Origin of the sequence: Sphingobacterium lactis (assembly GCF_011046555.1) — a bacterium.
GTDB classification, from domain to species: Bacteria; Bacteroidota; Bacteroidia; order Sphingobacteriales; family Sphingobacteriaceae; genus Sphingobacterium; species Sphingobacterium lactis.
Genome location: NZ_CP049246.1, coordinates 205,991 through 226,338, shown reverse-complemented (window position 1 = coordinate 226,338; position 20,348 = coordinate 205,991). Strand labels below are relative to the sequence as shown.

The following is a 20,348-nucleotide window of genomic DNA, read 5'->3' as shown; positions in this document are numbered from 1 at the left end:
CTAGGCGGGGACTTGCTTTGATGTTATTTTACTTGCTATCTTTGAATATAATCTTGACAAGACAGTCAAAAGCAAACTTTAACATCGCTGCTATTAACAGTAGCAGTAAGGTTTCTAAATTAAACATATCGTCGAATGGTTTAATGGTTATGAAATCTAGTTTAAAGACAAAATAGAAACGTGGATACTAGGAATATCTACGTTTTTTTGTGGGCCAATGGACGATTTTTCCTTTTTTGATGGGTGGGATTTTTCTGTGGAATTTAAAAAACCGGTAAAAGAAAAAACCCTGACGATGGGCGCCAGGGTTTGATACTAACCAATTATAAACCTAAATTATGAAAAGACATTTTAATAATAATTCTACTTATCCTTCGAATTATAGTACAAAGGTACGTCAAGAATTAGCATTTGCAAAGAAATCCGATAAAAAAGTTTCCTCTGCAACTATTTTCTGACACTTGTATGATTTTAGTGTTTCAACAGATAAAATAATGGCAGGAAATGATTAAAGTCGCGTTCGTTTTAGTCCCAAACTTTTAAGTATTTTTGGCTATAATCAGTATTATGGTACTTAAGAAATTTGCAACAGTCAAGGCGGTCATATTGGACGTTGATGGCGTATTAACGGATGGGAAGTTGTTGGTCACGGAAGCTGGCGAGCAATTGCGAAGTTTTTTCGTGAAGGATGGCTACGCAATGCAATTGGCCGTGAAGATGGGTGTCCAGCTTTGGGTGATCTCTGGCGGAAAATCGGAAGGTGTACGCAAGCGACTGGAAGGGTTGGGGGTAACCGAGATCTTTCTGGGTGTGAAGAATAAAATGGAGGTGATGGAGTCGTTGATGGCCAAGCATAGCCTATCTTTTTCAGACCTACTTTATGTGGGGGATGATATGCCTGATTATGATGTGATGCGTGCGGTTGGTCTTGCTGCTTGCCCTAATGATTCGGTGGAGGACATCAAAGAAATTTCCCATTATATGTCGCCGAAGAATGGTGGTGAGGGCGTTGTACGCGACGTCCTGGAGAAGGTGCTGAAGCTGCAGGGGAAATGGGGCGTGCAAACGGAAATAAAAAGTGTATAATGGTATTGATTGAGCGATTGAAAGAGATCGATATCCTGTTGGGATCGAAATCACCACGGCGGAAAGAGCTGTTAAAATCCATGGATGTGGACTTTACGGTGGAGGTTCGGGAAACGGATGAATATGTTGATCCGACATTGTCTCCTCATGATGCAGTCCGCTATATTGCTGAGACCAAGTTGTCGGCGTTTGCCGAGGAAAGCTATTGGGGCAATTTGGTCATCTGTGCAGATACGGTTGTTGTCGATGGAGAAGGGGCGGTAATCGGCAAGCCAGCGGATGCTGAGGAAGCTATAAAAGTCATATCCGGCTTGATGGGGAAGTCCCATATCGTTTATACGGCGGTAGCTCTGGCATATCAGGGCAGGAAGATTAGTTTTGTCGAAGGGACTCAGGTTTGGTTCACCACTTTGACGCCTGAAGAAATAGGTTATTATGTGGAGCAGTATCAGCCGATGGATAAGGCCGGTAGCTATGGTATTCAGGAATGGATCGGACGGGTGGCCATTGAAAAGATTGAAGGTTCCTATGAAAATGTAATCGGCCTACCAACGGCCAGGTTATATAACGAATTGAAAAAGCTCTTTGTAGAAGGTATATAGAAAAGTCGGGCGAAAGCCCGACTTTTTAATTTTTAATGCAATGGCAATTATTTGATATGGTATCGAATACCGGTGTAGAACATCCTACCGGTAAGCGGTCCCCAAAGCATATTGGTATCGAAATGGCTGCCAAAAGGCTGGTCGAATGCCAAGATTGGATCCTTTTGGTAGTAATTGCTAAGGTTTTCTCCACCGATGTAAACGGCAAAGTTCTTGTTCTTTCCGAACGTTCGAGTGACCTGTGCATTCATGGTCACGTATGCATCGGAGCGATCTGCCAATTGATATTCCACAGGATTACTGCTCGTATTCGGCAATCGTTTATCACCGACCACATTTAAGGTATAATCAAAGCTCCATCCGGAGTGCAGGTTATAGGCTAGGTTCATAAATCCACGGTGCTTGGCCGTTAATGGCTTCTGTAACCTTCCGGAGGTGTAATCTGTTTTTACGTCCAACATACGGTAAGCCATCCTTGCCTCGAAATGCTCCAAGGGCATGAACCGGAATTCCGCCTGTAAGCTGTTCGAGAAAGATTTGCCATCCAGATTGTAGAATGATACCTCTCTTGGATTTTCAAAGTCAACAACAACCTGATTTTGGAAGCTGTTGTGGAACACTTCTACGGAAACTCCCGATTCACGACCGAACAATTGAAAGCTCTGGTCGAAAGTAAGACCTGTATTCCAAGAAACCTCAGGTTTTAATCCATACGCATCAGCTCCGGTCACCAACATGCCTAAATCCTTGATGGATCTGCTGGAAGCAAAGATACCTAGGTTTTCAGCAAAGATATTTGCCGTCCGCTGTCCGCGGCCTGAACTGACCCGGAAAGTGGTTCCCATGATCGGTTCGTAGCGCAGTACCGCTCGTGGCGTGGTAAACCAGCCATACAGGTTGTTGTAATCTTGGCGGATACCCAAAACAGCATCAAACTTCTCGCTAGGGCTGAAGGTGTATTCCGCGAAAACACCAGTAACTGCTTCCTTTCTGCCGAAGTTATAGGCAAAATCACTGGCGCTGTTGTATCGGTTCAGGTCCTCATCGTATTTGTCATACTGTAGGGAAGCCCCAACTTTGTATTTGTGTGCAACCGAGCCCAGGATATCCTGAAACAATAGGTTTGCGTAGAAGGAGTTTTGCTCATTATCATACGCTGTTTGCCCGAAAAAGCTCTCCTGTTTATATTGGCTCGCTGATAATTGGAGACCAATACTGCGGTGCTTGTTGGTTGGGAATACATAGCCCAATTTACCAAATCCTTCAATGCGCTGGTTTTTGAATCCTAAACCATAAGTGTTGGTCGTGAATTTATCCGTGTCTTCGTTAAAATCGATCTGCCCGCCAATGCGGTCATCATGCAGGAATTTAACGCCGAATTGGGCGATGATCCCTTTGCCGTTTTCATAATGCCATCTGTTAACTCCGGAGAAGAGATTACCGACAGGAATGTCACGGTAACCATTGTCGCTGAAGTTCATCTTTTTATTGTACATGAAGTTGTCATGCAACAAAAGCCCAACGGACCATTTTTCATTGATATGATGGGAAAGGTTCAAGTTGATATCCGTTCTTCCCATGTTATTTGCATAGGCATTGAAATACAGCTTTTCGCTATTGTGTGGTTTCTTCAGCTCGACATTGATCTGTCCGGCCATGTTCTCAAAACCATTGGCCACCGTCCCGATGCCCTTACTGATGTTGATGGCTTCGATCCATGTTCCGGCAATGCTGTTCAGTCCAAGGGGCGCTGCAAAACCACGCGGCCCTGGAATCCCTTCTACCGTCATCTGCGTATAGATTCCAGCCAAGCCCAACATTTGGATCTGTTTGCTTCCGGTAACCGCGTCCGAACTCACCACATCCACTGAGGCATTTGTCGAGAAGCTTTCGCTCAGGTCACAACAGGCAGCCTTAAAGAGCTCTTTCGCCGTAATCGTTTCAACACGGTTTGGTGTTAATTTGGAAATGTAATTTGTTTTCAATCGCTTGGATACCACAATTTCCTGCAGGGCATTGTTCTTGGCCTGGATCACCAATACTTCGTGCAGATTCTTGACTTCCAGCGTGTCGCTTTTCATGCCTGCATGTGATACCACCAAGTTGCGGTACGGCTTCTGGTGCATAATCTTGAAAACACCGTTCTCATTGGTTTTTACCTTTTTACTCGGGTTGTCCATCCAATAGATGGTGACATCTGTAATGGGTGTCAATTCACCTTTGTCGCTTTCGTTCACAACCACGCCTGTTACCTCATGGTCATGGTCGTGACTGTGTCCGCCATCGTCATCGTGTGCAGCATGATCATGACCTTCATGGTCATGTCCAGCGTGGTCTTCATGGTCGTCGTGTGCCGTTGCAGTAGCCGTATCTGTCAGGCGGTCGTAAAGGCAACACTCATGGAGTTCCTTATAGACCGCATCGTCTGCTCGGAAACCATCTGTATCATGGCCGACCTTGGCGATTCCTTTTTTAATGTTCTCGATAGAAGTTTTGGTTACATCATAGGTTACCGTAGCTAAATGGCTGTTCTGGCTCCACACAATGGTAGTTGCACCGGCATCTTTGCCTGCTTTTTCAATACGGTTTTTACACATGGCGCAGTTACCTGCCACCTCAAATTCTGCAGTTGTTAATGTGTTTTGAGCCATGACATGCTGGCCCATGGAAATGCATATAAATAAGATTAAATATCTAAAAATGTTCATGAAGTAATTTTATTAATGAATCAAAAAAGTCTAATAAGATTTTGAAATCAAGAATAAAATCAGATTCGGAAGGTGCAATTCAATATATATACGGCATGGTTTTCCGCATATAGTGCAGGTTTCTGTGGTATAATCTCCTGATGGTCGACATCGAAGAGGTAGTCAAAGTTTGTCAGGATCCATGGTAGGAGAACGATAGCTGGAGTGAAGTCGAAAAACTTCCCGGCCATGATTTTGGAGTGCAGCTGATCCGCCTCAGATTGGAGGTCCAGGTCCACCTTGACATCCTTGCAATCGTCTGTGGCACAGAACTCATGGGAAATATCGTTGTCCGTATGTTCATGCTCGTCATGCAGTGCCGAACAGAGCGGACAGGAGTCATGAGATACTTTGTTGACATCCAAAACGGAGATGCTGGTGCTTTTTCCACAATGATGCATATAGATCGTAGCCCCTGTACTGCAAACAGAATAGATCAATAGTAAACATATGGCTACAATTTTTCTCATGGATGTTACAAACATAGCAAAGATATCGCGAACATGTGGATAAAATACCGTAATTTTTTCTTGATATTCTATCGAACACTATTTATATTCGAAATCACATAACTAATACTAATAAACCGTTTCAAATTATGGACAATCTAGCTGCACATCCCGGATTGCTGTATTTAGGGCTTTTTATCTTAGCCTTTGCGGCAGCAATGGTCGTTATCTTATTCAACAAAATCGTTGATAGGGTCAACTGATCACGAACGATAGGTTCTAAAAAAAGGAAAAGGGATGCCGATCGTTCGGCATCCCTTTTTTTCGATATGTTTGATGTTATTTCCCCTTGATGGAGGAAATAAACGCTGGTATCTTTTGCAGGTAATTCGCCTCTGCCAGGAGTTTGACGAATGCCGTACCGACGATGGCACCATTGGCGTATTGCGTCGCTTTATCAAAGGTGTCGTGGTTATGGATTCCGAAACCGATGACGATTGGGTTATTTAAATCCATGTCCTTGATCCGCTTGAAGTATGCTTCCGATTGATCTTTTACATGGAGCTGTGTTCCGGTTGTTGCGTTCGAGGACAGCAGATAAATGAAACTTGTGGAAAGGGAGTCGATCTTACGAATCCGTTCCGGTGAAGTCTGTGGAGTAACCAAGAAAACATTGCTTACCTTATTTTCCAAGAAAATATCCTTGTAGAGCTCCTCATATTCGTACATGGGTAAGTCCGGAATGATGGTTCCCGTAATGCCTACTTCCCGGCACGCTTTACAGAAGTTCTCCACGCCGAATTGGATAACGGGATTGACATAACCCATCAGGTAAACCGGAATGGATACGCCCTTACGCAGATCCTTCAATTGTTCAAATAGTTGATTTAGCGTCATGCCATTCTTCAGGGCAACTTCCGAGCTGTGCTGGATGGTCGGTCCGTCGGCGACAGGATCTGAATAGGGAAATCCAATCTCCAGGAAATCCGCACCAGCCTTTTCTAACGCTTCGGCGATATCAACTGTACTGTCCAAGCTGGGGTACCCAGCGGTAAAATATATCGATAGCAATCCGTTTGCTTGTTTTGTAATGTTCATCTTCTTAGAATCCAAAATATTTCATGTAGTTGTCCAAATCCTTATCACCACGTCCAGAGAGACAGATAACAACAGTTTCATCCCCCTTGAAGTTCATCTTTTCCAGATGAGCCAGCGCATGTGAGCTTTCAATTGCGGGAATGATGCCTTCCAGTTTCGTGAGCAGCAATCCCGCCTGCATGGCTTCATCATCCGTAGCACTCACATAGGTTCCACGTGCCGATTTGAACAGCCAAGCATGCTGTGGACCTATTCCGGGGTAATCCAATCCTGCGGAAATGGAATACGGTTCGATCACCTGGCCGTCCTCAGTCTGCATTAAGATTGATCTGGAGCCGTGAAGGACACCTTCTTTTCCCAGAACCGTCGTCGCAGCAGTTTCTCCGCTGTCCACACCATGTCCGGCAGCTTCCACAGCGATCAATTGCACCTCTTCATCATCCAAGAAATGGTAGAACATACCTGCGGCATTGGAACCGCCGCCTACACAAGCCATCACAATGTCGGGGTTTTCTTTCCCCGTTTTTTCCAACAGTTGTTTCTTCGTCTCTTCAGAGATGATCGATTGAAACCGTGCAACCATATCTGGATAGGGGTGAGGGCCCACAACGGATCCTATGATATAATGGGTATCAACAGGATTGTTGATCCAATCCCGGAGGGCTTCATTCGTAGCGTCCTTCAAGGTCCTGCTGCCTGATTTCGCAGCGACAACTGTGGCACCCATCATTTTCATCCGCGCGACATTCGGCGCCTGCCGTTCAATGTCGATCTCACCCATGTAGACCACACATTCTAAACCTTTCAAAGCACATACTGTTGCTGTGGCAACACCATGCTGACCTGCACCGGTTTCAGCAATGATGCGCTTCTTGCCCAATTTCTCCGCCAAAAGAATCTGACCGATGGTATTGTTGATCTTATGGGCGCCCGTGTGGTTGAGGTCTTCGCGCTTTAAGAATATCTTGGCGTTGTATTTTTCGGAAAGACGTTTGGCATGGTATAATGGTGAAGGACGTCCAACGTAATCCTTCAGTAATTGCTCAAACTCCTGTTTGAAAGCGTCGCTCTGTATAATGTCCAAATATTGTTGCTGCAATTCCTCCACATTGGGATATAGCATCTCGGGAATGTATGCACCGCCGAAGGGGCCATAGTAACCTTGGTTATTGACTTGATATTTGCTCATTTCGTATAATTTTCACTGCTGTTGTTAACTGTTCTATATTTTTCAGTCCAGGTTTGATTTCAAACTTGGAATTGAGATCCAATCCGACCAAGCGTTCGTCGGCGAATGCTATTGCCTCCTTGAGGTTGTCCAGGGACAAGCCACCACTTAGAAAATAAGGCTTGGAAAGGGGATATTCTTTTAGCTTCTGCCAATTGAAGGACTGGCCTGTGCCACCATACGCAGGACTTTTACTGTCAAAAAGGAAATAATCCACAAATTCAGCATATCCCTGTAATCTGGACCAATCGAATTGCTCATCTATTCCGAATGCCTTGATGATTTCCAGTCCCTGAGCCTTAAGCCCTTGTGCTATCAGTGGACTTTCATCGCCATGTAGCTGTATCGTTGTCAGCCCATGTTTCTTGGCGAGGTCCATAATACTGTTGAAATCGGCATTCACGAATACACCCGTTCTTTTGATGGAGTTGGGCAGCTGTTGCACCGCCAAGTTTTCTGCAAATCGGGGTGATTTCCCATAAAAGATATGACCCATATAATCGATGGGTAGATTCGCCAGGTCGCGGATATTTTCCGTCTCGCGCATCCCGCATACTTTGATCAAGAGTTCTTTAGCCATGGATCAAGGTTTTGAAGCTGTTCAATGCTTTATGACCGAGGAGAGACGATTCTGCTTCATAATAACAATCCGCGAAGCTCTTCTCGGGGTGGAATGTCTTGATGCCAAAGGCCGCATTGGTCAGGACGACATTGTTCTGCACATCATTGCCCTGTCCTTCAATGATGGTCCTGAATGTTTTTGCCGCTTCTTCAATGCTATCCCCACCAGCAAGTTCCTCGGGTTTTACGGCGCTGAATCCCAATTCATCCACCGTATAATAATTCTCTCCTTGGTTGTTGATTACCTTAAAATCACCAGTTAGGGAAATTTCATCATAACCATCCAATGCATGAATGATACTGTACTGTTTATCGGTATTCTGGTAGAGGTAGGCATATAATCGGGCAAGTTCCAAGCTAAAAACGCCGACACATTGGAACCTTGGATTTGCAGGATTGGTCAAAGGACCAAGCATGTTGAAGAAGGTTTTTACGGCCAATGCCCTGCGGATCGGTGCTACCGTCTTCATTGCAGGGTGGAAGAGGGGAGCGTGGAGAAAACAGATGTTCGCAGTTTCCAATTGGCGTTGTAGGATATCCTTATCCGATGTGAATGTATAGCCGAGGTATTCCATCACATTGGAAGAGCCACAGCTGGAGGAAACACCCACATTGCCGTGTTTGGCAACATGATAGCCTGCTCCAGCCACAACGAATGATGCCAATGTGGAGATGTTAAAGGTGTTCTTACCATCCCCTCCCGTACCGCACATATCAATGAGGTCATATCCTTTAAAATCAACCTTATTGCACAGGTCATACATCGCTTCGCGAAAGCCAGCAAGCTCCTCAACACGGATGCTGCGCATGCCATAGATCGTCATAAAGGCTGCAATCTGATGCGTATCGTATTTGCCAGTGGCAATATTTGTTAAGATATCGTAAGCTTCCTTTCTCGTAAAGGATTTATATTCAAAGAGATGTGCTAGAATTTCTTTCATATCATGTAATAAAAAAGGGCTTGCCAACAAGGCAAGCCCACTATTTTTAAGTTCTTTAATTCAACCAATAGGTGTCTGCCACAACGTTAATTGTTGTGCCACCACCAAGCTGTATTGAACTGAATTGTTTTCATCGTTAGTGCAACAAATATCAAGGATGTTTCTGAGAATTGCAAGAATTACCTTAAAAAAATGATTTTTTGCTAATATGTCACAAAATGAGCCATGTTATCGCCCTTGGAAACCAAGGTAAAGGAACGGATCTTATCCCCCTCCACATATAAGCTGGTCACCAAGCGTTGCTTGTAATAGAGAAAGAACATGTTGTTGATGTCTTGATCTTCAATATCGATATCGCGTACTTCTTTAATGGGCAGTTCTCGATAATTCTTGAAAACTATCTGGTCGACATTCTTGCTGCTCAGATTCAAGCGAATTTCCTGCAGGCTGATCTCGAGGTAATCGTATAATTCATCGGAAGGGTGGTCCACAATAACCCATTGGCTCATGATCACATCGATGGGTTTATCCAAGTCGGCAAGATCATCGATAAAGTCTTGCACGGTGGTTAGGCCATCTGCATGTCGATAGGTATTTTCTCGGTTTTCCTGACTGAAACTGATCAGGGGACTTACCATCAAGAATAGATAGAATAGATAATTTTTCATTCAATTTGCTTAATTACCAACTATGGACTGGTTTACAAATAAAAGGATTAAAGACTGTGCCAAAAATAAAGGCTACATACCCCTGAAGCGAAGTTGCTTGGGGATTTCCATAGGTTCAGGTCGAGAAAACAAAAAAGCGCCAGAAATCAGGCGCTTTTCTATTGTGATTTTTAATACTCGTCTTCGTTGAAAAAGAAATCATCTTTTGTCGGATAATCTGGCCAGATCTCCTCGATGTTTTCGTAAGGTTCACCATCGTCTTCCAACGCCTGAAGATTTTCAATCACTTCTACGGGTGCTCCTGAACGAATAGCGTAATCAATTAATTCATCTTTTGTTGCTGGCCATGGAGCGTCTTCCAAGTGTGAAGCTAATTCAAGTGTCCAATACATATCTCTTTAATTAAGTTATACATTTTCGCAAAAGTAATATTTAATTTAACTAATGCAAGTTATTTGTGTTTAATTCTTTGTTAAAATATGTAATTGTCAGATTTACAATGATATAAAATGCTTGTTATTGTGTAATTTCTCTTTGTTTTAGCCAGACTTGATTCATTTTTTCATAAACTTCCAGCTCAATGGAATCGAAATCCCTTCCTTCGGTCGGCGTACAGTCCATAGGTTTTAGGACAGTGATGTCGATCACTCCGGGCTTCGATCCAAAACGACCGCCATCATCCCACATGATATCCCATGCATTCTGGATTACAATGGGAATGATCTGAATGTTGTTTTCCTGCGCCATGCGGAATGCACCAGGTTTGAATTTATGGAGGATCGGTGGAAATTCATCATCGATCTTTCCTTCGGGAAAGATAACCACGGATTTCCCTTCCTTTAACAGATCTCCTGCTCTCTTGAAGGCTTTATAGGCCGACATCCTGCTCTCCCTTTTTACGGGAATATCAATGGACTTGAAAAATATCCGGGTAACAGGGTTATTGAGGAGTTCGATCTTGCCGACAAAGGAAAACTGTTGCGGACAGATATACGTCAAGGCTGTAATATCCAATATGGACGTATGGTTGGGGCAAAGGATATAGGGTTTGGACCAATCTATGGGTTCCTCATACGTGACACGGAATCGGATACCGACCAAATGCACACTTAGGATGCTGATCCATTTGCGAAACCAGACTATGGATGCATAATTCCGTTGCGGGTTTTTCGCCAGAAAATACAATGCAGGAAAACTTAAGCTAAAGAAAAAAAGTACAGCTATAAAATAAAGGATTCTGTGGGTCTTCTTTAAAAATAATGGCATTGTTTAATCGTGCATCAAGCTCGAAGATATAAAAAATAAAAAGCTTCACAACGGTGAAGCTTTTTATTTTTTTATTTACTTAACTCAGCATAATACTTATGGAACAATGGGATCGTCTCGATACCTTTCAGGTAGTTTTCGATGCCATATTTCTCATTTGGCGAATGCAGATTATCTGAATCCAAGCCAAATCCAAGCAATACGGTCTTGATGCCCAATTCTTTTTCAAATAAGGCTACGATTGGAATAGATCCACCACCGCGCGTAGGAATTGGTTTCTTCTTGAATGTTTCTTCCAATGCTTTTTCAGCTGCTTTGTAAGCGATGCTGTCCGTAGGTGTTACTACCGGTTCACCACCGTGGTGGGGTTTAACTTCCACTTTAACGGATTTTGGTGCAATTTTCTCAAAGTGATCTTGGAATAATTTGGTGATACGCTCTGAATTTTGGTTTGGAACCAGACGCATGGAAATTTTAGCGAATGCTTTTGACGGCAATACGGTCTTCGCGCCTTCACCGATATAGCCACCCCAGATCCCGTTTACCTCCAATGTCGGACGGATACCTGTACGTTCAATAGTCGTGAAGCCTTTTTCGCCCCACACCTCGGTAATACCTAAATCTTTTTCATATTCTTCCACATCGAACGGTGCTTCATTCAACGCTTTGCGTTCTTCCGGAGTCAATTCCAAAACATCGTCATAGAATCCTGGGATCGTGATGTGGTTGTTCTCATCATGTAGGGAAGCAATCATTTTGGAAAGGATCGTTGCTGGGTTGGCCACAGCACCACCATATACACCTGAGTGCAAGTCGCGGTTTGGACCTGTAACTTCTACTTCAACATATGATAATCCACGAAGACCTGTTTCCAGGGATGGGTTCTCCAAAGAGATCATGGACGTATCGGAAATAACGATCACATCAGCTTTCAAACGTTCTTTATTCGCAGCAACGAAGATGCCCAAGTTGGCGGAACCGACTTCTTCTTCACCTTCGATCATAAATTTAACGTTGCAGGCAAGTTCTTTTTCCTTGACCATATATTCAAATGCCTTAACATGCATATAGAACTGTCCTTTGTCATCAGCGGATCCACGGGCATAGATCTTTCCATCACGAACAGTTGGTTCAAATGGAGGGGTGTCCCATAGCTCAATAGGATCTGCAGGTTGCACATCGTAATGGCCATAAACCAATACCGTAGGTAAGCTAGGGTCGAAGATTTTCTCACCATAAACAATCGGGTATCCAGCAGTAGGGCAGATTTCTACGTTGTCAGCGCCAGCATCTTTCAATTTCTGTGCAACGAATTCCGCTGTATTGAGTACGCCTTCTTTGAACTGTGGGTCAGCACTTACAGAAGGAAAGCGCAATAATTCAAATAATTCTTCCAAGAAGCGATCTTTGTTTGCTTCTACATAGTCTTTGATTTTTTGCATTTCAAAAGGGTTTTTGCAAAGGTAATGAAATATATTTTTATAAAAGCTGTAACAAATCTTTTCGCCATACGACTTATCCAATATCACAAAGGAATTTTAGCCGTGTTGAATTAAAATTTTAAGTTAAATATCTGTTAAAACATAAATATTTAACAGATATTTCACAATTGAGTGATAATTTTACGGAGCCTTTATTTGATTTGAAACTTTAACTTTTTTATGAAACTACTAACCAATGTAATTTTAAGCCTCTTCTTTGGTTTATTTACACTGCAATCCATGGCCCAATCTAAACTTACCGGGACCGTCATGGATGAAACCGACAAAACAAAACTAACAAATGCTACGGCCATGCTACTCACTGCGAAGGACTCCATCTTGGTGGACTTTACACGTGCCAATGCCGACGGTAAGTTCACCCTGAACAATCCCGATGCTGAGGATTACCTGTTGATCATCAGTTATCCGAAATTCGGTGACTTTTACGATCAGGTCGCAAAGGGAACAGGGTCTAAGGACTTTGGGGAAATTAAACTGCAGAGTGCAGCCAACTTGATCGATGAAATCCTGATCACGGGTAAAATACCGGTGGTCATAAAAGGGGATACCGTAGAATATGATGCGTCGAGTTTCGTAACGGAAAAGAATGCTAAAGTGGAAGATCTTCTGAAGGTTTTGCCGGGTATTACGGTAGATGCCTCCGGAAAGATTACAGCACAGGGTAAGGAAGTGACCAAAGTATTGGTCGATGGGGAGGAGTTCTTCGGTGATGATCCCAAATTGGTCACACGGAATATCCGCTCGGATATGGTGGACAAGGTGCAGGTCTTTGAGAAAAAATCTGAGGAAGCGGAACGAACTGGTGTTGATGATGGGCAACGGATACAGACCATCAACGTAAAGTTAAAGGAGGATGCCAAGAATGGTATGTTCGGTACACTGACCGGTGGTGGTGGTTTGGATGATAACACGGGTTATTATCTCGGAAAGGCTGCTATCAATAAATTTAAGGGAGCACAAAAGATTTCAGCTTATGGCATAACGTCGAATGACGGCACAACGGATCTCGATTGGCGTGAAGCTGAGAAATTCGGCATTGATAATGGAAATGTAACCATAACGGAAGATGGCGGAATGATGGTCACCGGCGGAAGTGGTTTCTTGAGCAATACGCGTAGAGGGCAGCCGCGCGCCATTACAGCAGGGGCCTCCTTTATGGATGCTTGGAACGAGAAAAAGCATAAGCTGAATCTAAATTACAAGTTCGGACAAGCAGAAAATGAAATTCGGACGGAGCAAATTTCACAATCTCCATTGGAAAGCGGTTTATTGTCCAACAATACCGTAACGACAGACAACTCCAAAAGTACCGGCCATCGTTTAAATGCGAAGTATGATGTTGCGGTGGATTCCCTAACCGCATTGACCGTACGAATGGCGGCATCGCGCGTTCAGAATGAAAATGAAACCTATAGAACCGGAGAAAGCTTCCGGAATGATATTCGCGAGTCGGATAATGAGCGTTCGCAAAGTATTAACTCTACCAAAGAGAATTTCAATGTGGATGCCAACCTGACGCGTAAATTTAAGAAAGAAGGAAGGTCTATCACGTTAAAGTTGACCGGTAACTATGGAAAAACCAACGGCGATATGCTATTGAATTCCCGCCTAACGGATTTTACCAAGGATTCAACCTCAATTGTTGACCAATTCAAAGATAATTCAAACAACTCCGACGCGGTTATGGCTTCAGCAACGTATACTGAGCCCCTGAGCAAGAAAATCAATATGTCTATCGGTTATGAATTCACAAATTCACGTGCTCATTCAATCAACAGTTCCTTTAACAAGGATGCAGCAGGTAATTATACAGATTTTGACCGTGAGTTCAGTAATGACTTTAACTTCAATACCGTAAGGAATGCGGCAAACTTAGCCTTCAATTACAAAACGGAAAAATTCGAGTTCAATCTAACGAACAATGTGCGCCATGACGATATGTTCATGAAGGATAATTTGGAAACCACGGAAAGACAGCGCGATTACCTGACGTATAACCCGCGTGCTCGGTTCCGTTATAACTTCTCGAAAGCGAAATCCATTAATTTGCAGTACAACAGGTCCAATTCATTGCCTACGTTATTGCAAATCCAACCGTTGAAACAGAACGAGGATCCATTGAACCTGTATTTCGGTAATGAAAACCTGAAGCCTTCAGTGTCCAATAACTTTGGTCTGAACTATTACTTTTTTGACATGATGAAAGGTAAAGGGATGTACAGTGGTTTGAACATTACCCAAACAAAGGATGCCATTCAAACGGATGTGGTTATCCTGCCTGGGCTTCGACGTGAGCTTTATTATGTGAACTTGGATAAGCAGATGACCACTGGATACTTATACGGCGGTTATCAATTCGATCTGATCAAGAAAAGACAGATTAAAATGGATATAGGATTGAACGGTAATATTTCCAACTATTATAACCGTGTGAAAGATTTATCCAATGGTGCTATCGATGGCGAGTTCCAGGAGAACAGAAATACAAACTACGCCATGGGTGCCGATATCGGTTTCCGTAGGGATGCGACCAAAGGGTTTGATTTCTATGTAACCTTTACCCCAGGCTATAGAGTATTGAACAACTCGTTGAATACAGATCTGAATTCTGACGGTTTCACCTTCAATACCTACGGCGGATATACGTATTATTTACCGAAGAAAATTCAGTTGACAGGACGTTTGGAATATAACTATGAGGCAGCAACACAATCCTTACCTACGGATTTCAGCATGTTGAAATTCTCACCGGGTATTTCCAAGAAATTCCTTAAAAATGAAAGCTTGGTTGCGGAATTCTATGTGAACGATGTGTTCAATCAGAATGTAGGCTTTAGCCGGTCACAATCGGGCAGTGCCATTACGCAAACCCGATACAACAACATCTCCAGGTATTACATGTTGAAATTAACTTGGGAATTCACATCTATGAAAGGAGCACAATAATTATGAAAATGAAACTATTTATATCGACTATATTCTTTTTGGTGTTGAGCTTGGGCATGGCCTCCGCACAATACACTTTCTTTCCGCAGCAGGGCGTGATTACCTACGACAAAACGGTTCACGTCAAGAACCTGATGCGTCGCCATATCCAATCGTTAAAGGATGGGGATTTCTCCAAGAAGTACTTTGAGGAAATGATGACCAAAGTCCCAGAAACAGCTGTGCTGACCAAGAAGGTTAGCTTCAGTGATCAGGAGGTCAGTGTGGAACCGGTGGAAAAAGAGCAACCGCAGATGATCGCCAATTTGCTTCGCATGGGACTGCTGGATTACGGATCGAAAATTTACCAGAACATAGGCAAGGACGAATCCCTGATGACCATGGAAATTGGCGGATCGCAGATTAACATTAAGGATTCCCTGACGAATGTAAAATGGAAGATTACCAATGAGTATCGCAATATTGCGGGTTATGATTGCCGCAGAGCCAATGGAGTAACCTTGGATTCCGTTTATGTGGTGGCCTTCTATACCGACCAAATCCCTACTTCGGCAAGTCCGAGTACCTTACACGGCCTTCCCGGGATGATCCTTGGCTTAGTGGTACCGGAGCAGCACTTCAACATCTATGCTACGAAGGTAGAGATGACAGCGGCAACACCGAATGCCAATATCTTCAAGAAGAAAGCGGATACCACAACACGCAAGCAGACCCGTGATCGGATGAAAGAGATCCTAGGCCAGTGGATGAGCGATAAGCAGTTTAACCTGATCATTGCCGCGATGTTCCTATAACGTCCATAATTATTAAGTAATACATGCGTATAAAGGGGTCAGTGAAAACTGGCCCTTTTTTGTTGGCCTGTAACGCCTATTTCACTTAATCTTTGTCCGATCTGTAGCCTTCTCCTCAGCGATGCCCAGCTTGCCAAATGTGCCTAATGTATCACTTGTGGTCAGTAGGAACCAGTATCGGTGTGATTCTTCAGCTGCACACCTGCTTAACTGAAACAAAAAAGCCCGATTCAAGTGAATCGGGCTTTTATACGTTAAACGTAAAAGAATTATTTCTTTACGTCGTTTTTCTTTGCAGTTACTTCGTTACGAATGTCTTGCGCCAAAGTTTTGATTTCTTGTAAGCCTTTACGAACGCGAGTTCCTGCAGCGGAGTTACCGTTGTTGAAGAATTTTTCTGCATCTGCTTCGATTGAAGCTACTAGCTCTTTTAATTTAGTGTAGTTTTCCATTTTTTAATTAATATAATTTTAGTTTTTCTTAATTAATTCTCTAAGATATCATAAATATACAAATTGAATACAAACAAAGCGAATTTTAAAATCTTTTTTTGTGTCGTAAACGCCGTTTATATGGCAATTACTCTACAATTTTAAGCTCGTCAATGATGTTTGTAGCACCTGCAAATTTATCGATGATGAAAAGAACGTATCGGATATCCACCGAAATGGTACGCTGCAATTTAGGGTCGAAAATCACGTCTCCAGCCATTGCTTCAATGTTTCCATCAAAAGCCAAGCCAATTAATTCGCCATTTGCATTTAGAACAGGAGAACCCGAGTTACCACCTGTAATGTCCTGATCGCTCAAGAAGTTCACTGGAAGGTAGCCATCTTTGTCTGCATAACGTCCATAGTCCTTATTTTCATAGAGTTCCATTAAACGTTTTGGAAGATCAAACTCCTCATCACCTGGTTTGTACTTCGCAATCGTACCTTTCAGAGTGGTGTAATTATTTACCTTCGCATCGTTTCTTTTATCCTTCGGTAAGGCTCTGATTGTACCGTAAGTCAAGCGTAGGGTGGAGTTGGCATCCGGGTAGTATTTGCCGTTAGGATCCATTTTCAATACCCCAGCAATGTACTTGCGGGAAGCTGCTTGGAAGTCATTGTTCAATTTTTCAGCCTCTGGTGAAGTCTCACGATATTTATCCATCAACGCAGAGGATAATTTGTAAAGCGGATCGTTATCTACAGCCTGTTCTGTTGGGTTTGCCAAGAAAGCTGTTAATTTTTCCTTAGAACCGAAAATGCTGCTGTTGAATGCCGATTGGATATCCGCTTGGAAGTTCCCAGCGTTTTTGTCTGCCATTTGGCGTACATAACCAGCAATATTGCCGCCTTTAGCCGCATATAGATTCAATTCATCTGCTAATACATCGATTTCCAATGGCATGTACGCTTTTTCGTAATTGTCATTGATAAAGGCTTCCAAGCGAGGAGCCATCTCCTTGCGTTTGGCTTCATTTGCTTGCGCATATTGCTTCAGACCGGCGCCCAATGAATATGGAAGTGCTGCAAATGTAGAAGAACGTAACATGCCCATCAGGTAATTGTCGTGTCTTGCCTTCTCATTGGTTTGGGTGTAGTAGTTGTTGATGGTCGAGATCACATCGCCGTATTCGGCTTTGTTAGCAGCTTTATTCGCCCATTTGTTGAATTTCTTTTCCTGCTTACCCTTTGCAGCAGCAGTTCTGTGTTTCTTCAACGCATCGATCATCCCTTGTCTGTTCTTCCAGTAGTTGGCCACGCCCGAGTATTTGGAAGCATAGTTCAATTTTACCGCTTGGTCTTTATCCATGTGTTTTTTCATGGCATCCATACCAACTTTTGATGCTTCAACCCATGCTGGATAAGCATAGTTCACGTTCTGGTCAATACCACCAGCGTTCATCCAACGGTTTGTACGACCTGGGTAACCCAAGATCATGGAGAAGTCACCTTCTTTGATGCCCTTGATGCTTACCGGCAAGAAATGCTTCGGTTTCAATGGCACATTGTCTTTTGAATATTCTGCCGGGTTACCGTCCTTATCTCCGTATACACGGAAGATTGAGAAGTCACCGGTGTGGCGCGGCCATTCCCAGTTGTCCGTATCCCCACCGAATTTACCAATGCTGCTTGGAGGCGTTCCTACCAAACGTACGTCGGTGTAGTCCTGGTAAACGAAGTAGTAATATTCATTACCATTGTAGAAAGGACGAACAGAAACTACATATTTACCGTTTTCGCTATTCTCCGCTTGGATTTTCGCGATCTCTTGGTTGATGATTTTCTCACGCTCTTTCTCGGTCATCTTGTCGTTGACCAAGCCCAGGATACGTTTGGAAACATCATCCATACGTACGAAGAAGCGCACGAAAAGAGATTTCGGCTTTAATTCTTCCCCATGGTTCTTCGCCCAGAATCCGTTTGTTAGATAATCGTGCTCAGGTGTGGAGAGTTCTGCGATGGCACCGTATCCACAGTGGTGGTTCGTGAAAACCAAACCGCTTCCGGAAACAATCTCTGCTGTACAGCCACCGTTAAATTGAACGATCGCGTCCTTTAAACTCGAGTTGTTGATGCTATAGATTTCTTCAGCTGTAAGCTTCAATCCTTTTTTCTGCATGTCGGCTTCGTTCAGACGCTTCAGGTGCATCAGGAACCACATGCCCTCGTCTGCAAACGAGAAAGTACTGACCAATGCCAGTACGCATAATAATACTAGTTTTTTCATATCAACGTTTTTATTGAAAAACAAATTTGCTTGAAATTGAGCGCAAATCAAAATGATTTGTCAGGAAATCAAGGTCCCTGCATATGATTGGTTTTGATTATCTTTGCCAAGATGGCGTCATTCGAAGACTTTAAACTAAACAAACAGATCCAAAATGCGATCGCCGAAGCGGGATACACAGTCCCTACGGAGATTCAGCAAAAGGCGATCACACCGATCCTGGCAGGTCAGGATATCATGGGTATTGCACAGACCGGAACCGGAAAAACAGCAGCCTTTGTGCTGCCGATGCTCATGAAACTTTCCTATGCGCAAGGACATGATCCTCGGGCACTTATCTTAAGTCCGACCCGGGAATTGGCCATGCAGATCGAAGAGCATATCCGCTTGTTCTCCACATACCTAGACCTACGTACCGTATTGCTGTACGGCGGTTTAGGCCCAAAAACCCAAAAGGAACAATTGGCGAAGGGGTGCGATATTATCGTCGCAACGCCCGGTCGTTTTCTGGACCTTTACCTGGAAGGGGAGATCAATGTAAAAAGTCTGAAGTTCTTGGTGCTCGATGAGGCGGATAAGATGATGGATATGGGTTTTATCGGGAAAATCCACCGGATTCTGGAGATTGTTCCGCGGAAGCGCCAGAACCTGTTGTTCTCAGCTACCATGAGTGAATTGGTGCGCAAGATCGCAGGCGACTTTCTAGCTTTCCCTACAGTGATTGAGGTGACCGAACAGGCCACGCCTGCGCAAACAGTCACCCAGACGCTATACCATGTGCCCAACCTGCGCACCAAAATCAATTTATTGCAACATTTCTTCAAGGATGATGAAAGTTTCAGCCGCGTTATCGTTTTTTGCAAGACAAAATCCGTGGCGGATAACGTGTATTCGTTCCTGGAGCGGAAATATGGCGCCGATGATGTGCGGGTAATCCATGCCAATAAGGGGCAGAATACGCGAATCAATTCCATCAATGCCTTTAAGGAAGGGAATGTACGGATCTTGGTGGCAACCGATGTGGCCGCGCGCGGATTGGACGTGACCCAGGTGAGCCATGTGATCAATTTTGATGTGCCTATCGTCATTGAAGACTATGTTCACAGAATTGGACGTACCGGTCGCGCATTCCAGACAGGTGATGCCATTACCTTCTGTAATCCGGCCGAGGAGTATTTCGTCAAGAAGATCGAGAAGCTCATCCGACAGAGCATTCCTGTGGTGGAACTTCCTGCGGATGTCTTCATCGAGAAGACTCCATTCGATGAGAAGCAGGCGATAGCACGTGAGATCGATAACCAGAAGAAAAAAGATAATCCGGACTTTAAGGGCGCATTCCATGATAAAAAATACGCTCCAAAGCCGAATACCAGCAAAAAAGCAACACGTGGAAAGGGCAAGCCGGCGAAGAAAACCACTGGTAAGCCGTCCAAGAAACGATGAAATTAACACCACTGAATATCGCACTGGCCTGTATCATCGTATGGGTGATGTCGGAATACATGTCCGATCAGGAACCTCTATTCTCCTGGGTGTGGGTATTGCTCCTGTCCCTAGTCTTTATTTTTGTGGATATCCTGTTTAGGATATGGTTCAAGAATATGCAAAGGCTATGGATGGTGGAGCTTGGATTCCTGTTGGTGGTGGGAATTCTTTCAATTTTAATAAAAGCACAGTTTTAG

Annotated in this window: 18 protein-coding genes; 6 read left to right on the top strand and 12 right to left on the bottom strand. The window is 43.6% G+C overall.

All coding sequences use genetic code 11. From position 1 onward, the window contains the following. Positions 1–567: 567 nt before the first annotated feature. On the top strand, positions 568–1,086 hold the full coding sequence (locus G6N79_RS01035; protein WP_103904759.1) for a KdsC family phosphatase: 519 nt from the start codon (positions 568–570) through the stop codon (positions 1,084–1,086). Next, positions 1,086–1,688 (top strand): Maf family protein, encoded by a 603-nt coding sequence (locus G6N79_RS01030; RefSeq protein ID WP_234993124.1) that lies wholly within the window; start codon positions 1,086–1,088, stop codon positions 1,686–1,688. The genes G6N79_RS01035 and G6N79_RS01030 overlap by 1 nt, the downstream gene beginning before the upstream one ends. Positions 1,689–1,735: 47 nt before the next feature. Here G6N79_RS01030 and G6N79_RS01025 read toward each other — a convergent pair whose 3' ends face one another. The 10 genes from G6N79_RS01025 to G6N79_RS00980 form a co-directional block, all read right to left on the bottom strand. After that, complete coding sequence (locus tag G6N79_RS01025) at positions 1,736–4,396, bottom strand: TonB-dependent receptor domain-containing protein (protein ID WP_103904758.1); 2,661 nt, start codon at positions 4,394–4,396, stop codon at positions 1,736–1,738. A 59-nt stretch (positions 4,397–4,455) separates the two neighbouring features. After that, positions 4,456–4,905 (bottom strand): HYC_CC_PP family protein, encoded by a 450-nt coding sequence (locus tag G6N79_RS01020; protein ID WP_146060558.1) that lies wholly within the window; start codon positions 4,903–4,905, stop codon positions 4,456–4,458. 318 nt (positions 4,906–5,223) lie between these two features. After that, positions 5,224–5,982, bottom strand: coding sequence for a tryptophan synthase subunit alpha (trpA, locus tag G6N79_RS01015; protein WP_103904756.1), 759 nt, complete (start codon positions 5,980–5,982; stop codon positions 5,224–5,226). Positions 5,983–5,986: 4 nt separating this feature from the next. Beyond that, the gene (gene trpB / locus G6N79_RS01010; protein ID WP_103904755.1) at positions 5,987–7,171 is read right to left on the bottom strand and encodes a tryptophan synthase subunit beta; all 1,185 of its coding nucleotides are present in this window, start codon (positions 7,169–7,171) and stop codon (positions 5,987–5,989) included. After that, a complete protein-coding gene (locus G6N79_RS01005) occupies positions 7,149–7,790 on the bottom strand; it encodes a phosphoribosylanthranilate isomerase (protein WP_103904754.1) in 642 nt (213 codons plus the stop codon). Before G6N79_RS01005 ends, trpB begins: the two co-directional genes overlap by 23 nt. Further along, complete coding sequence (trpD, locus tag G6N79_RS01000) at positions 7,783–8,772, bottom strand: anthranilate phosphoribosyltransferase (RefSeq protein WP_103904753.1); 990 nt, start codon at positions 8,770–8,772, stop codon at positions 7,783–7,785. The genes G6N79_RS01005 and trpD overlap by 8 nt, the downstream gene beginning before the upstream one ends. Positions 8,773–8,975: 203 nt before the next feature. Continuing rightward, positions 8,976–9,440, bottom strand: a complete 465-nt coding sequence (locus tag G6N79_RS00995; protein WP_103904752.1) for a hypothetical protein — start codon at positions 9,438–9,440, stop codon at positions 8,976–8,978. A gap of 170 nt (positions 9,441–9,610) precedes the next feature. Continuing rightward, a complete protein-coding gene (locus G6N79_RS00990; protein ID WP_002996718.1) occupies positions 9,611–9,832 on the bottom strand; it encodes a DUF2795 domain-containing protein in 222 nt (73 codons plus the stop codon). A 124-nt stretch (positions 9,833–9,956) separates the two neighbouring features. Then, positions 9,957–10,706 (bottom strand): lysophospholipid acyltransferase family protein, encoded by a 750-nt coding sequence (locus G6N79_RS00985; RefSeq protein WP_103904751.1) that lies wholly within the window; start codon positions 10,704–10,706, stop codon positions 9,957–9,959. A gap of 71 nt (positions 10,707–10,777) precedes the next feature. Beyond that, on the bottom strand, positions 10,778–12,148 hold the full coding sequence (locus G6N79_RS00980) for a dipeptidase (protein WP_103904750.1): 1,371 nt from the start codon (positions 12,146–12,148) through the stop codon (positions 10,778–10,780). 219 nt (positions 12,149–12,367) lie between these two features. On the opposite strand from G6N79_RS00980, the gene G6N79_RS00975 reads away from it, so the two are divergent. Together G6N79_RS00975 and G6N79_RS00970 are read left to right on the top strand one after the other, a co-directional pair. After that, positions 12,368–15,154 (top strand): outer membrane beta-barrel protein, encoded by a 2,787-nt coding sequence (locus tag G6N79_RS00975; RefSeq protein ID WP_103904749.1) that lies wholly within the window; start codon positions 12,368–12,370, stop codon positions 15,152–15,154. An 8-nt stretch (positions 15,155–15,162) separates the two neighbouring features. Next, entirely contained in the window at positions 15,163–15,948 is a 786-nt protein-coding gene (locus tag G6N79_RS00970) for a GLPGLI family protein (protein WP_160003592.1), read from the top strand. A gap of 269 nt (positions 15,949–16,217) precedes the next feature. On the opposite strand, the gene G6N79_RS00965 is transcribed toward G6N79_RS00970, so the two are convergent. Together G6N79_RS00965 and G6N79_RS00960 are read right to left on the bottom strand one after the other, a co-directional pair. Beyond that, positions 16,218–16,400: a histone H1 gene (locus G6N79_RS00965; RefSeq protein WP_103904747.1), complete on the bottom strand. Its 183-nt coding sequence runs from the start codon at positions 16,398–16,400 to the stop codon at positions 16,218–16,220. A gap of 127 nt (positions 16,401–16,527) precedes the next feature. Beyond that, positions 16,528–18,666, bottom strand: a complete 2,139-nt coding sequence (locus G6N79_RS00960) for a S46 family peptidase (RefSeq protein ID WP_103904746.1) — start codon at positions 18,664–18,666, stop codon at positions 16,528–16,530. A 111-nt stretch (positions 18,667–18,777) separates the two neighbouring features. On the opposite strand from G6N79_RS00960, the gene G6N79_RS00955 reads away from it, so the two are divergent. Both G6N79_RS00955 and G6N79_RS00950 read left to right on the top strand, forming a co-directional pair. Further along, positions 18,778–20,109, top strand: coding sequence for a DEAD/DEAH box helicase (locus G6N79_RS00955; RefSeq protein ID WP_103905059.1), 1,332 nt, complete (start codon positions 18,778–18,780; stop codon positions 20,107–20,109). Beyond that, complete coding sequence (locus tag G6N79_RS00950; protein ID WP_103904745.1) at positions 20,106–20,348, top strand: hypothetical protein; 243 nt, start codon at positions 20,106–20,108, stop codon at positions 20,346–20,348. Before G6N79_RS00955 ends, G6N79_RS00950 begins: the two co-directional genes overlap by 4 nt.

What these genes read in the sequence shown, in the direction of transcription:
- G6N79_RS01035 (WP_103904759.1), top strand. Translation starts at nt 568, where the DNA reads ATGGTACTTAAGAAATTTGCAACAGTCAAGGCGGTCATATTGGACGTT.
- G6N79_RS01030 (WP_234993124.1), top strand. Translation starts at nt 1,086, where the DNA reads ATGGTATTGATTGAGCGATTGAAAGAGATCGATATCCTGTTGGGATCG.
- G6N79_RS01025 (WP_103904758.1), bottom strand. Translation starts at nt 4,396, where the DNA reads ATGAACATTTTTAGATATTTAATCTTATTTATATGCATTTCCATGGGC.
- G6N79_RS01020 (WP_146060558.1), bottom strand. Translation starts at nt 4,905, where the DNA reads ATGAGAAAAATTGTAGCCATATGTTTACTATTGATCTATTCTGTTTGC.
- trpA (WP_103904756.1), bottom strand. Translation starts at nt 5,982, where the DNA reads ATGAACATTACAAAACAAGCAAACGGATTGCTATCGATATATTTTACC.
- trpB (WP_103904755.1), bottom strand. Translation starts at nt 7,171, where the DNA reads ATGAGCAAATATCAAGTCAATAACCAAGGTTACTATGGCCCCTTCGGC.
- G6N79_RS01005 (WP_103904754.1), bottom strand. Translation starts at nt 7,790, where the DNA reads ATGGCTAAAGAACTCTTGATCAAAGTATGCGGGATGCGCGAGACGGAA.
- trpD (WP_103904753.1), bottom strand. Translation starts at nt 8,772, where the DNA reads ATGAAAGAAATTCTAGCACATCTCTTTGAATATAAATCCTTTACGAGA.
- G6N79_RS00995 (WP_103904752.1), bottom strand. Translation starts at nt 9,440, where the DNA reads ATGAAAAATTATCTATTCTATCTATTCTTGATGGTAAGTCCCCTGATC.
- G6N79_RS00990 (WP_002996718.1), bottom strand. Translation starts at nt 9,832, where the DNA reads ATGTATTGGACACTTGAATTAGCTTCACACTTGGAAGACGCTCCATGG.
- G6N79_RS00985 (WP_103904751.1), bottom strand. Translation starts at nt 10,706, where the DNA reads ATGCCATTATTTTTAAAGAAGACCCACAGAATCCTTTATTTTATAGCT.
- G6N79_RS00980 (WP_103904750.1), bottom strand. Translation starts at nt 12,148, where the DNA reads ATGCAAAAAATCAAAGACTATGTAGAAGCAAACAAAGATCGCTTCTTG.
- G6N79_RS00975 (WP_103904749.1), top strand. Translation starts at nt 12,368, where the DNA reads ATGAAACTACTAACCAATGTAATTTTAAGCCTCTTCTTTGGTTTATTT.
- G6N79_RS00970 (WP_160003592.1), top strand. Translation starts at nt 15,163, where the DNA reads ATGAAACTATTTATATCGACTATATTCTTTTTGGTGTTGAGCTTGGGC.
- G6N79_RS00965 (WP_103904747.1), bottom strand. Translation starts at nt 16,400, where the DNA reads ATGGAAAACTACACTAAATTAAAAGAGCTAGTAGCTTCAATCGAAGCA.
- G6N79_RS00960 (WP_103904746.1), bottom strand. Translation starts at nt 18,666, where the DNA reads ATGAAAAAACTAGTATTATTATGCGTACTGGCATTGGTCAGTACTTTC.
- G6N79_RS00955 (WP_103905059.1), top strand. Translation starts at nt 18,778, where the DNA reads ATGGCGTCATTCGAAGACTTTAAACTAAACAAACAGATCCAAAATGCG.
- G6N79_RS00950 (WP_103904745.1), top strand. Translation starts at nt 20,106, where the DNA reads ATGAAATTAACACCACTGAATATCGCACTGGCCTGTATCATCGTATGG.